The following is a 14,863-nucleotide window of genomic DNA, read 5'->3' as shown; positions in this document are numbered from 1 at the left end:
ATCAACTTAGCGCGCCTCGAGGTCGCCCTCAGTCTCCAAGAGAACCTGTCGCACTTTGTTCAGGGTTTCCGGATCCGGGTTCTCCCACATGCCGCGCCCGACCGCCTCGAGTAGCCGTTCGGACATCCCGTGCAGCGCCCACGGATTGGACTCGTTCATGAACTTGCGGTTCTCCGGGTCCAGCACGTAGGACTCGGTGAGCTGCTCGTACATCCAGTCCGCCATCACCCCGGCGGTGGCGTCGTAGCCGAACAGGTAGTCCACCGTCGCGGCCATTTCGAAGGCGCCCTTGTAGCCGTGCTTGCGCATCGCGGCCATCCAGCGAGGGTTGACCACCCGCGCGCGGAAGACGCGGGTGGTCTCCTCGGACAGCGTGCGGGTACGCACGGCATCGGGGCGGGTGTTGTCGCCGATGTAGGCGGCCGGCGCCTTCCCGGTCAGCGCCCGCACGGTCGCGACCATGCCGCCGTGGTACTGGAAGTAGTCGTCGGAGTCGGCGATGTCGTGCTCGCGGGAGTCGGTGTTCTTGGCGGCCACCACGATTCGGCGGTACTGGGTGGACATGTCGTCGGCGGCAGGCCTGCCGTCGAGTTCGCGGCCGTAGGCGAATCCGCCCCAGGCGGTGTACACCTCGGCCAGGTCGGCATCGTCGCGCCAGTTGCGGCTGTCGATCAGCTGCAACAGGCCGGCTCCGTAGGTGCCCGGCTTGGAGCCGAAAATCCGTGTGGTAGCGCGTCTTTCGTCGCCATGATCGGCCAGGTCGACCTGGGCGTGGGCGCGGACGTAGTTCTGTTCGGCCGGTTCGTCGAGGCCGGCGACCATGCGCACCGCGTCGTCGAGCATGGTGACGACATGAGGGAAGGCATCGCGGAAGAATCCCGAGATGCGTACGGTCACATCGATCCGGGGCCGTCCCAGCTCGGCGAGCGTGATGGCCTCCAGGTCGACGACGCGCCGAGACGCATCGTCCCACACCGGCCGGACACCCAGCAGCGCAAGGACTTCGGCGATGTCGTCACCCGAGGTACGCATCGCCGAGGTGCCCCACACCGAAAGTCCGACCGATCGCGGCCAGTCGCCGTGGTCGGTGCGGTAGCGCTCTAGCAGCGAATCGGCCATCGCCACACCGGTTTCCCAAGCAAGTCGGGACGGGACGGCCTTGGGGTCGACGGAGTAGAAGTTGCGGCCGGTGGGCAGCACGTTGACCAGACCGCGCAGCGGCGAGCCCGACGGTCCGGCCGGGATGAAGCGGCCGTCAAGGGCGCGCAGCACCTGCTCAATCTCGGCGGCGGTGCCGGCCAACCGCGGCACCACTTCGGTGGCCGCGAACCGCAGGATCGCCGCGACACCGTCGTCGTCGGTCAGTTCCCCGACGCGGTCGGCGTCCCAGCCGGTGGCCTGCAGACCCGCCAGCAGCGCGCGGGCCTGCTGTTCGGCCGCGTCGACGTCCACCCGGTCGGCGCTGCCGTCTTCGGCCAGGCCGAGAGCCTGACGCAGACCCGGCAGATGCTGCTCGCCGCCGAACAGCTGCCGGGCCCGCAGGATCGCCAGCACCAGGTCGAGTTCGGCCTCGCCCGCCGGCGCGGCACCGAGGATGTGCAGACCGTCGCGGATCTGGACGTCCTTGATCTCGCAGAGCCAGCCGTCGACGTGCAGCAGCATGTCGTCGAACGAGTCGTCCTCGGGCCGTTCGGCCAGGCCCAGATCGTGGTCCATCTTGGCCGCACGCATCAGCGTCCAGATCTGCTGGCGGATCGCGGGCAGCTTGCCCGGGTCGAGCGCCGCGATGTTGGCGTGCTCGTCGAGCAGCTGTTCCAGCCGGGCGATGTCGCCGTAGCTCTCCGCGCGCGCCATCGGCGGAATGAGGTGATCGACCAGGGTGGCGTGCGCGCGGCGCTTGGCCTGGGTGCCCTCCCCCGGGTCATTGACGAGGAACGGGTAGATCAGCGGCAGATCACCGAGTGCGGCGTCGGTTCCGCAGGCCGCCGACATGCCAACGGTCTTGCCGGGCAACCATTCCAGGTTGCCGTGCTTGCCGAGGTGGACGGCGGCGTGCGCGCCGAACCCGTGTCGCAGCCACAGGTAGGTGGCCAGGTAGTGGTGGCTCGGCGGCAGATCGGGGTCGTGATAGATCGCGACCGGGTTCTCCCCAAATCCGCGCGGCGGCTGGACCAAAATCACGATGTTCCCGGATTGGATTGCGGCGACGACGATTTCGCCATCGGGATTCTGGCTGCGGTCGACGAACAGCTCACCGGGCGGCGGGCCCCAATGGGCGACCATCGCTTCGGTCAGTTCGTCCGGCAACGCGGCGAACCACTCCCGGTACTGCGCGGCCGGGATACGAATCGGGTTGCCCGCCAACTGCCCGTCGGTCACCCAGTCGGGGTCCTGCCCGCCGCGTTCGATGAGCGCATGCATCAGCGCGTCACCGTCGGAAGCGTCGACGCCGGGGATGTCGCCGATGCGGTAGCCGGCGTCGCGCAACGCGTGTAGCAGCGCGACGGCGCTGGCCGGGGTGTCGAGTCCGACGGCGTTGCCGATCCGGGAGTGCTTGGTCGGGTACGCCGAAAACACCAGAGCCAGCCGCTTCTCGGCAGGTGCGACCCGGCGCAGGGTGGCGTACTTGACCGCCAGGCCTGCCACCCGCGCGCACCGCTCGGGGTCCGGCACGTAGGAGATGAGGCCGTCGGAGTCGATCTCCTTGAACGAGAACGGAACCGTGATGATCCGGCCGTCGAATTCCGGCACCGCCACCTGGGTGGCGACGTCCAACGGGCTCAGGCCGTCGTCGTTGTCGGCCCAGGTCGCCCGTGAGCTCGTCAGACACAGCCCCTGCAGGATCGGGACATCCAGCGCGGCAAGGTGTTTGACGTTCCAGTTGTCGTCGTCGTGGCCGGCGCCCGCGGTGGCCGGACGAGCCCCGCCGGCCGCCAGCACGGTGACGACCATGGCATCGGCGGTGCCGAGCAACTCCAGCAGTTCGGCTTCGGGCGTGCGCAAGGACGTGCAGTACACCGGAAGCGCCCGCCCGCCGGCCTCTTCGATCGCGGTCGACAGCGCCTCGATGTAGGCGGTGTTGCCCGCCAGCTGCTGAGCCCGGTAGTACAGCACGGCGACCGTCGGCCCGTCGGACGCCGCACTCGTCCGCTCCAGCACACCCCAGGCGGGGGTGGCCGAGGGCGGGTTGAAGCCGAAGCCGGTCATCAGCAGGGTGTCGGACAGGAATGAATGGAGATTCCGCATATTTTCTGTCCCACCCTGGGCCAGATAGATGTGCGTCTGCACGGCGATGCCGGCGGGCACCGTGGAGCGTTCCATCAGATCGGCGTCGGGGGCCTGCTCGCCGCTGACCACGATGGTCGGGCGCCCGCTGGCCACCACCGCGTCGATACCGTCCTGCCAGGCCCGGTAGCCGCCGAGGATCCGCACGACCACCAGATCGGCGCCCTCGAGCAGCTCGGCCAGCTCACCGTCGATAAGCCGGGCCGGGTTGGCCCACCGATAGTCCGCGCCGCTGGCACGGGCGGTGATCAGGTCGGTGTCCGACGTCGACAGCAACAACACGGTGGTAGACACCCACCATTCGTACCGTACGGCGGCGTTCGCGCCCTATTCGGATCGTGGCTAGCGCAAGGATGTACGCCACGCCCGTACGCCGAGACCATCGACTCCATGGCCTTCTCCCTCGACGTTTCCAAGCTGGGCGCCGATATCGGCGCGGTTGTCTACGGCGTGCGGCTCGGCGGTGACCTGCACCGCGACATCGTCGCCGCCATCCGTGCCGCACTGCTCGAACACAAGGTGATCTTCTTCCGCGATCAGCACCACCTCGAGGACGACGAGCAGATCGCGCTGGCCCGCCTGTTCGGTGTGCCGACGATCGCCCATCCGACGGTGACCTCGCGCGGCGAGACGGTGCTGCCGATCGATTCGCGCTTCGATCGGGCGAACTCCTGGCATTCCGATGTGACGTTCGTCGACCGGGTGCCCAAGGCGTCGCTGTTGCGCGCGGTGACCCTGCCCGCCTACGGCGGCAGCACGGTGTTCGCCAACACCGAAGCGGCCTATGACCGGTTGCCACCGGCGTTGAAGGCGCTCGCCGAGAACCTGTGGGCCACCCACACCAACGTGTACGACTATGCGGGCGGGCAGGCCGAGCATGCCGTCAGCGACGAAACCCGGCAATACCGGGCCGAATTCGAGTCCTCGTATTACGAGACCGAGCATCCGGTGGTGCGGGTCCATCCCGAGACGGGCCGACGAGTGCTGCTGCTCGGCCATTTCGTCAAACGCTTCGTCGGATTGGGCAGCAGCGAGTCGGCCAGCCTGTTCACCGTGTTGCAGAACCGGATCACCCGGCTGGAGAACACGGTTCGGTGGAACTGGCAGCTCGGCGACATCGCGGTGTGGGACAACCGCGCCACCCAGCACTACGGCGTCGCCGACTATGACGACCAGTTCCGCTTCCTGAGCCGGGTGACGCTGGCCGGCGATGTGCCGGTCGATGTGCACGGCCGGCCCAGCCGTGTGGTGGTCGGCGACGCGTCGCACTATTCGGACGTGGTGTCCCCGGATGTGGTTGCCACAACACCGGTTCTGGCCGCCTGAGGCGATATCGACGAACGGGCTCAACGCGACACCGACGGCGGCGACGACGGCGACCGGGGCAAGAAGCGGCAGCCAGGGCAGGCCGGCGGGGACCACGGTGGCCAGGGCTCCGACGATCGCGAAGCCGGCGATCCCGACCGCCGTCGCCCGGGTGAGCGTGGCGTACGTCAACACCAGATAGGCCGCTGCGCACACCCCCGAGGTCGCGGCCAGCATCGGATGCGGCTCGGTCAGCGCGACGACGCACACCACCGCCAGGACCGCCGCGGACGCAGCGGCCCGCACAAACAGCCCGGCAAGAATCGCGATGAACGCCACCGCCGCCGCGATCAGCCCGCGATGGTCGGCCCCGACCGCCGCCGCTGCGGTCATCGCCACCCCGAACAGTGCGGCCACGAGCCGCTGCGACGTCATGACGACCGCCTGCCCCGGTCGGGCACCAGGCTCATCGCCTGATCGAGGGTGATCCCGGTCGGCCAGGACACCACGTCGACACCGATCACTTTCATGTCGCGGTACATCGACGAGCGCTGCAACGCCCACATCCACCGCCACCACGGTGTGCCCCCGTTTGGACAGGTCGATCAGAGCGAGTGCGAACTCGGTGTCGAGCAATGTCGAGAACGCGACGACGACCGCACCCGGCGGGACGGCCGCCCGGGGCGCCAATGTGCCTGCGGTGTCCTGGTATTCGCTGCCGACCCCGAGGGCCGCGTCGAGCACCCGGTAGAACTGGCGCCGGCCGATGTCGGCGCCTAGCCAGCGGGGCCGACGGCCGCCGAGCCCGACGATGCCGGCCCGGTCCCCGTTGCGCAGCGCGGTCTGCACCACCTGCGTCGCGCCGCGCAGCGACCGTTCGGTGGCCGCGGTGGCAGGGCCCGCGGGTTGGGCGCTCATGTCGACGAGCACCACGACGTCGGCGGCCCGGTCGGTGAGCCGTTCGGTGACGTGCAGGCTGCCGCGGCGGGCGCTGACCGCCCAGTTCACCGCACGCAACTGGTCGCCGGGCAGGTAGGGACGGATGTCGGCGAATTCGACACCCGGACCGATGTGTCGGGTCAGGTGGGTGCCGAGGCGGTCGGGCAGTTCGGTGCGCGGCAGGCCGGTCGGTTGCGGAGGCGCCACCGGGAAGACGAACAGGTCGGCGGCGTCGACGGTGCCGGTCCCGCTGATCAGACCGCCCGCCGCGTCGAGCCGCACCCGGACCCGCAGCGGGTAGCGGCCCCACCGCTGCGCCTGCGCGGCGACCGTGATGCGGCGCCGGTCGGCCGCGATCGTCTCGGTGTGCAAGCCGGGAACCGCCTCGAGTTCCAATGTTGCGCCGGAGGCGCGATCGGTCAGTTCTGCGCTGAGCTGCTCGCGTTCGTTCTCGAAGCACCGCGTCATGGCCGGCTCGCCGGTCACCGACACCGTCGTCGGCTTGCGCTGCCAGCCGATCGAGGCCAGCACCCCGAGCATCGGCGCCGCGAATGCGATCAGCTGCCAGCGCGAGGCGATCACCGCGACGGCCAGCGCCACACCGACGCAGGTGGCGATGGCCCGCGTCAATGCCGATGCGCGCCAATGCAATACGGCATCGACGGAGCGGGTGCCGTCCGTCATTGCCCGCGCGCCCGGGGCACCGGCAGCCGTCGCAGCAGTTGCTCGACAACGTCGGATCCGTGCACGCTGCGCACCCACATCTCCGGCCGCAGGCTGATCCGGTGAGCGATCGCCGGGACCGCCAGCGTCTTGACGTCCTCGGGGATGACGTAGTCCCGGCCGGACACCAGCGCACGGGCACGGGCCAGCTGGACCAGGTCGAGTTCGGCGCGGGGGCTGGCGCCGACTGCGACCTGCGGGTGACTGCGGGTGGCCGTCGCCAGCGACACCACGTAGTGCAGGACGTCGTCGTGCACGGACACCTGCTCGACGGATTCCCGCATCGCCAGGAGACTCTCGGCGTCCACCACCTGATTGACGGTTGCCTCGGCCGATCCACGCTCCAGACGGCGGCGCAGCATCGACGCTTCCTCGGTCTCGGAGAGGTACTTCAGCGCGACCTTGACCGCGAACCGATCCAGTTGTGCTTCCGGCAGCGGGTAGGTGCCCTCGTATTCGATCGGGTTGTCGGTGGCCAGCACGATGAACGGCGCGGGCAGCCGGTGGGTTTGGCCGTCGATGCTGACTTGGCGTTCGGCCATCGCCTCCAGCAGCGCGGCCTGAGTCTTGGGCGGCGTGCGGTTGATCTCGTCGGCCATCAGCAGGTTGGTGAAGATCGGGCCGGGCCGAAACTCGAATCTGCCCGACTGCATGTCGTAGATCGTCGAGACGAGCAGGTCGGCGGGCAGCAGATCCGGGGTGAACTGCACGCGGGTGAAGCGCAGGCCGAGCGCCGCCGCGAACGACCGTGCGATCAACGTCTTGCCCATGCCCGGCAGATCTTCGATCAGCACGTGCCCGCCGGCCAGCACCGTGGTCAGAATCAGCGTGAGCGCGGCGCGTTTCCCGACCACGGCCCGCTCGATCTCGTCGAGCACCGCTTCGCACTGAGCTGTCATCGCGGGGGCGGGCATCGTCATAGGTTTTCCATCCGTCGCAGGATTTCCTCGAGCGTGGCGTACCCCGGTCCGGGCTCACGTCCCCGTGTCCGCACGATGTTGTTGGGGTCCACCCAGCCCCAGAGGTCGTCGCCGAACACGATGTGTCCGGTCGCCTGTAACGCAGTCGGATCGCGCTGCCGGGTGGCGAGCACGAATTCGCGCGCGAGTCGGGGACGCAGATGCCGGTCCCAGTCTTCCCTGGTCGAATCCGCCCACTGGACCGTCGATTCGGTGCGGGATCGCCAGCGCAGCAACGCTTCCGCCGGATCGTCGGTGATTCCGTCGGTCGCCGGACGGCGCTGTGCCGCATCGAAGGTCAGGCGGGTGGCGAGCAGGAACACCGCGAGTGCGAGCCCGGCCGCCGGCAGAACCCAGTGCCGCGCGCCAAGAACCAGCGCGAGCACTTCCGCCCCCGCGACCAGAACCAGCCCGCCAGCCACCAGCCGGATCACACCCGGCTCCGCAGCTCGTCGAGAACCAGGCGAAGGGCCCGTTCGACGGTCTCCCGATGTCCCTCGTTCATCACGTGCGTGGAGAACCGCGCCTCGGCGAACAGCGTCACGAGTTCGGTTGCGCTGTCGGCATGAATCGCCTCGTGCTCGACGGCACGCGCCAGCACCTCCGACGGGGTGTCGGACTCCTGCGGGGCGGCGCCGGGGGCGTTGGCCAGTGCGTGTTCCATTGCCGCGTAACACGCGATGATGGCCTCCCGGGGTTCACGGCTGAGGTCGCCGACCTCGGCCAGACCCCGCTCGGCCGCCAGGGCGAGGGATCCCGGGCCCTGCGGCGCGGGATCGGTCGGGCCGCCGTCGTCGGCTGTCGGTTCCGGCTCCAGTCGGCGGCGTTCGCGCACCCGCAGCAGGACCGCCCCGACCAGCATCACGACCAGCAGGGCCGCGAAACTGACCATGAGATACCAGAAGACCGGGTCAGTGGCGTCCGGCTCGGGTGCGGGTGGGCGCGGGGCGCCGGGTTGGCCGGGCGGTGCGGTGCCGGTCGGCGCCGCTCCGGGCTGAGCCGGTGGCGGACCGCCCACCAGCTGCGGTAGGCGCAGCTGCGCGAACAGTGCGGCCATCAACAGCCAGGCCAGGATGGCGCCGGCGATCACCAACACGAAACGCCAGCTCTGTCGCACTCCGACCCCACCACCGCCGCCGGGCACCTGCGAGCGCGCGGCTTGCGTGGCGCGCTGCGGATCACGCAGCCTGGCCACGATCGACACGAGCACCACCAGCAGGCAGGCCACCACGAGAGTGAGCAGTCCGAGCAGGCTGCCGGTGCTGTCGCCCGGTTTCGGCCGCTCGGTCGGCTGGGCACCGGGTAACCGCCCCCGCACGGCGATCCCGAGCAGCAGGACCAGCGCCACCAGTGCGGTGACCCGCACTCTCGCTTGCCTGGTCCCGCCCATCAGTGACCGGTTCGGACCTCGAAGTCGGCGACCACCGGTCCGCGCAGCAGTTCCCGGTGCCTGCCCGGGTGCCAGGGGAAGACCTCGGGCAGGCCGTCTTTGCCGATGTACCAGCTGTTGCATCCGCTGGCCCAGATCGTTTGGGGCAGAGCAGCTTTGATGTCCTCGTTGTAGGTCTTCGTGGCCCCCTCGGTGGGCGCGGCGCTGGCCACCCGTCCCGCGCGGATCTGCTCGATCCACCACATCGCGTAGTCGGCCTGATCCTCGGCGACCGGTACCAGCGATTGGTTCGCGATCGGCGAGTGCGGACCCATCAGCATGAACAGATTCGGGAAGCCGGGTACCGCGATCGATCGGTAGGCATGCGGCCCGTCGGCCCACACCTCATCGAGGGTCGTGCCGTTCTCGCCGACGATCGACATCGGCCGCACGTAGGCGCGGGCGTCGAACCCCGTCGCGAACACCAGGACATCGACCTCATGCAGCGTGCCGTCTGTTGTCACGACGCCCCGCGGCTCGATGTGGTCGATCGCATCGCTGACCACCTCGACGCCCGGCTTCTGGATCGACCGGTAGTAGTGCCCGGAGATGATCAGGCGCTTGCACATGGCCTGATAGTCCGGGGTCAGCTTGCGCCGCAGGGTTCGGTCCCGCACCGAGAGCCGCAGATTGAGCCGGCACATGGTGTGGAAGTAGGTTCGCGCGGGACCGGGCTGAATCGGTGCGCGGCCGTAGATCGTGGAGATGAGCCGTGACCAGAATGCGTATCCCGGTCGAGCGAGCGCGGGAAATCTGCGGATCGTCTCGCGACGCAGCCGGGTGAAACGCAGATTCGGGAACGGCAGCACCCACTGCGCTGTTCGCTGAAAGACCTTGAGCTGCGTGACTTTTCCGCCGAGCTCGGCGACGATCTGGACTCCGGTGGAGCCGGTTCCGATCAGGCCGATCCGCTTGTCCCGCAGGTCAACCGAATGATCCCATCGGGCGGAGTGAAAAGCCGGTCCCGCGAAGCTCTCCCGGCCCGGAATCTCGGCCACGCGCGGCACCCGCAGGAATCCCGTCGCGGTGACGAGTACGTCGTATTCGTCCTCCCCGGAGTCGGTGCTCACGCGCCATCGACCGTCGCAGTACCGGGCGGCGGTCACCTCGGTGCCGAAACGAATGTGACGGCGGAGGCCGCGTTCGTCGGCGACCCGGCGTAGATACTGCTGAATCTCGCCGCCCGGCGGCAGCATCCGCGACCACTCGGAGTTCGGAAAGAACGAGTAGCTGTAAAACGGCGATGGGATGTCGCAGTGCAGTCCGGGATAGGTGTTGTCCCGCCAGGTTCCACCGACATCGGCGGCCTGCTCGTAGACGACGAACGAGTCGATGCCGGCATCTTGAAGCTTCATGGCCATACACAGGCCGGACATGCCCGCGCCGATGATTCCCACCCGCGGTGTGGCAGCCGTCGCCATGGCCCGAACATACGCCCGTACGGTGGACGGGTGAAGCGTTTGCGCGACGACGACGCCTGCCCCGGTGCCCTGCAGGTGCACCAGGCGGCCGACGGCGCGCTTGCCCGGTTGCGGTTGCCCGGCGGAATGATCGCGGCCGGCCAACTGGAAGTGCTGGCGCACACGGCCACCGAGTTCGGCAACGGCACGCTGGAACTCACGGTGCGGGGCAATCTGCAGCTGCGTGGGGTGCGGGACGCGGCGGCCGTCGCCGAGGCCGCGGCCGCCGCGGGCCTGCTGCCGTCACCCACCCACGAACGGGTGCGCAACATCGTCGCCTCACCGCTGTCCGGCCGGGTCGCTGGACTGGCCGATGTACGGCCCTGGGTCAGCGAGTTGGACGCCGCCATCCGGGCCGATCCGGAGTTGCAGCGGCTGCCCGGCAGGTTCCTGTTCGGGATCGACGACGGTCGCGGCGACATCTCCGGGCTGGGCGCCGACGCCGGTGTGCACGTGCACGCCGACGGGGTGGCCCTGCTGCTGGCCGGCCGTGACACCGGCATCCGGCTAGGCGGCGACGATGTGGTGCCGACACTGATCACGATTGCACGCCGCTTCGTCGATATTCGCGGAAAGGCCTGGCGGATAGCCGAATTGGACGATCTTTCGCCGTTGCTGACGGGTTTCGCGGTGAGCGCCGTCCCGGCAGCGGAGTATCCGCCGGTGCTGCGCCCGCCGGTCGGTTGGATCACGCAGGACGACGGGCGGGTGGCGCTGGGGGCGGCCATCCCCCTCGGTGTGCTGCAGGCCCGGCAGGCCGAGTTCGTCGCGGCCGTCGACGCGCCGGTGGTCATCACGCCGTGGCGCTCACTGCTGGTATGCGACCTTGACGAGGGCGTCGCCGATACCGCGCTACGGGTGCTGGCCCCGATGGGGTTGGTGTTCGACGAGAACTCACCGTGGCTGGACATCAGCGCCTGCGTGGGCAGCCCAGGGTGTGAGAAGTCGCTAGCCGACGTGCGCGCCGAGGCCACCCGAATCGCTACGGAGGAAGATGCGCGGCTGCCCAGCGGCCACGTTCACTACGTGGGCTGCGAACGGGCGTGCGGCAGCCCTCCAGCAGGTCAGGTGTTCGTCGCGACACCGGAGGGGTTCCGGGAACGCTCGTAGTGGCGCCGAACTCGCGCGCGATTGCCACAGTCGGCGGTGCTGCACCAACGGCGGTTTCCGCGCCGGCTCGTGTCGAGGAACAACCAGCCGCAGGCGGCGTCACCGCACGCCTTGATGGCTTCGGGCGTGACCGACTGCCACAGGTCCACCGCCGCCACGACGATGCGATCGATCGGCGTGTGCAGGGTGAGCTCACGTTCCGTCCACATCACCGCACCACCACACTCGCGCAGGTGCCGTCGACGTGCCGTCCGGGCGAACGCGTCGCTGATGACGTCACACTCGGCTGCTGTCGCGCCGACGGTCCAGACCGAGTGCAACGCCTCGCGAATCCGCTTGGCGTCGCGGAGCGCCCGACTGGCGGCAGCGGAACTCTCGGCGCACTGCGTGAGCAAATGCCGTGCTTCGGCCGGGTCGACGACACCGGCGTGTATCGCCCAGCCCACCAGATCTCGATAGCTCTGCAGGTGGTCGACAACGCGTGATGAATCACCGCGCCACGCGACGGTGTTGACGAAGTCCACAGCGATGTGGCCCCCGCGCAATTCGAGCTCTCCCTCCATGCCAAACATGCTAATGGGTTTTGACCTCTTTACCTATTAGGTAGGTCTGGGTACGCAACTGACATGCCGCTGCCGACAACCCACATTCAGATCGTGGATCCCCGCATCGGATTGGCGGTCGGAGCGCTGTGCGTTGCGTCGTCCGCCGTCTTCCTTGACCTCGCCGACACCACCGCGGCAACCGCGAGCACAGGCAGATGCCTGCTGGCGCTGCCCGTGATCGGCGCACTCGCGATCCGCGAAAGACGTTGCGCCGGAGCGCTTTCTCGGTCGGGAATTCTATCGGACACATGCTGTGGAGCGCTGTTCGCCGGTGACATGCTGTGGTGGACGGAAGCGATCCGTGAAATTGGTGCCGGATTGTCAACGGTTCTCGTCAACACCCAGGTACTGCTCGTGCCGCTACTGGCCTGGATGGTGGACCGTGAAAGGATCGAGCGGCGATTCCTCATGGCACTGCCGGTCATGCTGACCGGTGTGGTGCTGACCGGTGGGCTGGTCGGTCATGCCGGCCACGGAGACGCCGGCCGCGGAACGGTGCACGCGATCGCCGCGGCGCTCTGCTACTCGGGGTTCTTGTTCCTCCTGCGCCGGGGCGGCAAGGAGGGGCTTCCGGTCCAGACCTACGCGGTGGTGCTGGTGACCGCGGCCGCGACCGCCGCTGCCGCAGGGCAATGGTGGGGTGGGCTGGACACCACGCCGTCGCGGCCGACGATCGGCTGGCTGATCCTCGTCACGCTGACCGGACAGCTGGTGGGCTGGCTATTGGTGGCCAAGCTCTCGCCGAAGGTCGGCAGCGAAACCAGTTCGGTGCTGCTGCTGCTCACCCCGGTCGGGGCACTGATCGGCGGCATGGTGATCCTCGGCGAACGCCCGACAGGTCTGCAGCTGGTTGGGTGTGCGCTGGTGATCGTCGCGGCATACGCGGTGGTCGCACACCGTCACCGTGAAAGCGGGCCGTAGTGTGATCGCGTGCTCGACTACATTCGCGACGCCGCCGAGATCTATCGGCAGTCGTTTGCGACGATTCGCGCCGAAGCCGATCTGACGCCGTTTCCCGAAGATGTCGCGCGTGTGGTCGTCCGGCTGATCCACACCTGCGGGCAGGTGGACGTGGCCGAGCACGTGGCCTTCACGCCCGGTGTGGTCGCCGCAACGCATGCCGCCCTGGTGGCCGGGGCGCCGATCCTGTGCGACTCGTCGATGGTCGCGGCCGGGATCACCGCCGCCCGACTGCCCGCAGGCAATGAAGTCGTGTCGCTGGTGGCCGATCCACGGGCGCCCGAGCTGGCTCAACGGACCGGGAACACCCGGTCGGCCGCCGGGGTTGAGCTGTGGGCCGACCGGCTGGCCGGGGCTGTCGTCGCGATCGGCAACGCCCCCACTGCCCTGTTCCGGCTGCTGGAACTCATCGACGACGGCGTGCCCGGCCCGGTGTCGGTACTGGGCGGACCAGTGGGGTTCGTCGGCTCGGCGCAGTCCAAGCAGGAACTGATCGACCGGCCCCGGGGCATGGAGTACCTCGTGGTGACGGGACGCCGGGGCGGCAGCGCGATGGCAGCGGCCGCCGTGAATGCGATTGCGAGTGAGCGGGAATGACGGGTGTGTTGTACGGCGTCGGCCTGGGCCCGGGTGATCCGGAGCTGGTGACGGTCAAGGCCGCCCGCATCATCGGCGCGGCCGACGTCGTCGCCTATCACAGCGCTCGGCACGGACGCAGCATCGCGCGGCGCATCGCCGAGCCGTATCTGCGCGACGGCCAGATCGAGGAGCACCTCGTCTACCCGGTCACCACCGAGACCACCGAACATCCCGGCGGCTATGCCGGCGCGATGGAGGACTTCTACCGCGAGGCCGCCGAGCGGATCGCCGCTCACCTGGACGCCGGGCGTGATGTCGCGCTGCTCGCCGAGGGTGATCCACTGTTCTACAGCTCATACATGCATATGCACACCAGGCTGACCGAGCGGTTCAGCGCAGTGATCATCCCGGGCGTGACGTCGGTGAGCGCCGCCTCGGCAGCCATCTCCACTCCGTTGGTGACCGGTGACGAGGTGCTCTCAGTGCTGCCCGGCACCATGCCGGTACGCGAGTTGGCCCGCCGCCTCGCCGACGCTGACGCCGCGGTGGTGATGAAGCTGGGCCGCACGTATCCGCATGTGCGCGAGGCGCTTTCGATGGCAGGCCGCCTGGACGAGGCGTTCTACGTCGAGCGGGCGAGCACCGACGCACAGCGGGTGCTGCCGGCCGGCGAGGTCGACGACGAGACCGTGCCGTACTTCTCCCTGGCGATCCTGCCGGGTGGCGAGCGCGCGAAGCCCGTCACCGGCGGCGTGACGGTGGTGGGCCTGGGCCCGGGCGACGTGGACTGGATGACTCCGCAGAGTCGCACCGAGCTGGCCGCCGCCACCGACCTGATCGGCTATGGCCCGTATCTGGACCGGGTGCCGACACGGCCCGGGCAGCGTCGTCATCCCAGTGACAACACCGACGAACCCGCCCGCGCGCGGCTGGCCTGTGAGCTGGCCGAGCAGGGACATGCGGTCGCGGTGGTCTCCTCGGGCGATCCCGGTGTGTTCGCGATGGCCACCGCGGTGCTCGAGGAAGCCAAGCAGTGGCCGAACGTGCCGGTGCGGGTGATCCCGGCGATGACGGCCGCCCAAGCCGTCGCCAGCCGGGTCGGCGCGCCGCTGGGTCACGACTATGCGGTGATCTCGCTGTCGGATCGGCTCAAGCCGTGGGACATCATCGCGTCGCGGCTCTCGGCCGCCGCCGAGGCGGATCTGGTGCTGGCGATCTACAACCCGGCGTCGAAGAGCCGCACCTGGCAGGTCGCCGCGATGCGCGAGCTGCTGCTCGAGCACCGCGAGCCGGGCACGCCGGTGGTGATCGGCCGGGACGTATCCGGTCCGCACGAGTCGGTGACGGTCGTGCGCCTGGGTGATCTGGACCCGGCCGACGTGGACATGCGCTGCCTGCTGATCGTCGGGTCATCGCAGACCCAGTGGTACGGCGACACGGTGTTCACGCTCCGGCGCTACCCGAGCTGACGCCCGACTCGCTCGCTCGCACAGGGCTTTTCAAGCCTCA

12 protein-coding genes and 1 pseudogene are annotated in these 14,863 nt (G+C 69.1%); 6 read left to right on the top strand and 7 right to left on the bottom strand.

Going from position 1 to position 14,863, the window contains the following annotated elements; genetic code table 11:
* Nucleotides 1-6 precede the first annotated feature (6 nt).
* Complete coding sequence (cobN, locus tag K0O64_RS14180) at nt 7-3,579, bottom strand: cobaltochelatase subunit CobN (RefSeq protein ID WP_096311442.1); 3,573 nt, start codon at nt 3,577-3,579, stop codon at nt 7-9.
* A 96-nt stretch (nt 3,580-3,675) separates the two neighbouring features.
* Here cobN and K0O64_RS14175 point away from each other — a divergent pair, with 96 nt between their 5' ends.
* Together K0O64_RS14175 and K0O64_RS14170 are read left to right on the top strand one after the other, a co-directional pair.
* Entirely contained in the window at nt 3,676-4,611 is a 936-nt protein-coding gene (locus K0O64_RS14175; protein ID WP_096311441.1) for a TauD/TfdA dioxygenase family protein, read from the top strand.
* Nucleotides 4,577-4,792: a hypothetical protein gene (locus K0O64_RS14170; protein ID WP_220046440.1), complete on the top strand. Its 216-nt coding sequence runs from the start codon at nt 4,577-4,579 to the stop codon at nt 4,790-4,792. Before K0O64_RS14175 ends, K0O64_RS14170 begins: the two co-directional genes overlap by 35 nt.
* 229 nt (nt 4,793-5,021) lie before the next feature.
* On the opposite strand, the pseudogene K0O64_RS14165 reads toward K0O64_RS14170, so the two are convergent.
* From K0O64_RS14165 to K0O64_RS14145, 5 genes and pseudogenes are all read right to left on the bottom strand, one after another.
* Nucleotides 5,022-6,213 (bottom strand): annotated as a pseudogene (locus tag K0O64_RS14165) (DUF58 domain-containing protein).
* Nucleotides 6,210-7,172 (bottom strand): AAA family ATPase, encoded by a 963-nt coding sequence (locus K0O64_RS14160; RefSeq protein WP_096311439.1) that lies wholly within the window; start codon nt 7,170-7,172, stop codon nt 6,210-6,212. Before K0O64_RS14160 ends, K0O64_RS14165 begins: the two are co-directional and overlap by 4 nt.
* Entirely contained in the window at nt 7,169-7,645 is a 477-nt protein-coding gene (locus tag K0O64_RS14155; protein ID WP_096311438.1) for a hypothetical protein, read from the bottom strand. The genes K0O64_RS14160 and K0O64_RS14155 overlap by 4 nt, the downstream gene beginning before the upstream one ends.
* Nucleotides 7,642-8,577 (bottom strand): DUF4129 domain-containing protein, encoded by a 936-nt coding sequence (locus K0O64_RS14150; RefSeq protein WP_225933713.1) that lies wholly within the window; start codon nt 8,575-8,577, stop codon nt 7,642-7,644. Before K0O64_RS14150 ends, K0O64_RS14155 begins: the two co-directional genes overlap by 4 nt.
* 23 nt (nt 8,578-8,600) lie before the next feature.
* Nucleotides 8,601-10,061 carry a flavin-containing monooxygenase gene (locus tag K0O64_RS14145; protein WP_096312860.1) on the bottom strand — a complete coding sequence of 487 codons (1,461 nt, stop codon included), beginning with the start codon at nt 10,059-10,061 and terminating at the stop codon, nt 8,601-8,603.
* A gap of 30 nt (nt 10,062-10,091) precedes the next feature.
* Here K0O64_RS14145 and cobG point away from each other — a divergent pair, with 30 nt between their 5' ends.
* Nucleotides 10,092-11,210: a precorrin-3B synthase gene (gene cobG, locus K0O64_RS14140; protein WP_096311436.1), complete on the top strand. Its 1,119-nt coding sequence runs from the start codon at nt 10,092-10,094 to the stop codon at nt 11,208-11,210.
* Here the strand turns inward: cobG and K0O64_RS14135 are convergent.
* Entirely contained in the window at nt 11,165-11,773 is a 609-nt protein-coding gene (locus tag K0O64_RS14135; RefSeq protein WP_164520072.1) for a CGNR zinc finger domain-containing protein, read from the bottom strand. The two genes, cobG and K0O64_RS14135, sit on opposite strands and share 46 nt — an antisense overlap.
* A 63-nt stretch (nt 11,774-11,836) precedes the next feature.
* Here K0O64_RS14135 and K0O64_RS14130 point away from each other — a divergent pair, with 63 nt between their 5' ends.
* The 3 genes from K0O64_RS14130 to K0O64_RS14120 are packed head-to-tail and all read left to right on the top strand — an operon-like array spanning nt 11,837 to nt 14,823.
* A complete protein-coding gene (locus K0O64_RS14130; RefSeq protein WP_096311434.1) occupies nt 11,837-12,736 on the top strand; it encodes a DMT family transporter in 900 nt (299 codons plus the stop codon).
* 9 nt (nt 12,737-12,745) lie between these two features.
* Nucleotides 12,746-13,372, top strand: a complete 627-nt coding sequence (locus tag K0O64_RS14125) for a precorrin-8X methylmutase (RefSeq protein ID WP_071944931.1) — start codon at nt 12,746-12,748, stop codon at nt 13,370-13,372.
* Nucleotides 13,369-14,823, top strand: a complete 1,455-nt coding sequence (locus K0O64_RS14120) for a precorrin-2 C(20)-methyltransferase (protein WP_220046439.1) — start codon at nt 13,369-13,371, stop codon at nt 14,821-14,823. Before K0O64_RS14125 ends, K0O64_RS14120 begins: the two co-directional genes overlap by 4 nt.
* Nucleotides 14,824-14,863 lie beyond the last annotated feature (40 nt).

Origin of the sequence: Mycolicibacterium pallens (assembly GCF_019456675.1) — a bacterium.
Taxonomy (GTDB): Bacteria; Actinomycetota; Actinomycetes; order Mycobacteriales; family Mycobacteriaceae; genus Mycobacterium; species Mycobacterium crocinum.
This window is presented reverse-complemented; position numbering and strand designations above follow the sequence as displayed.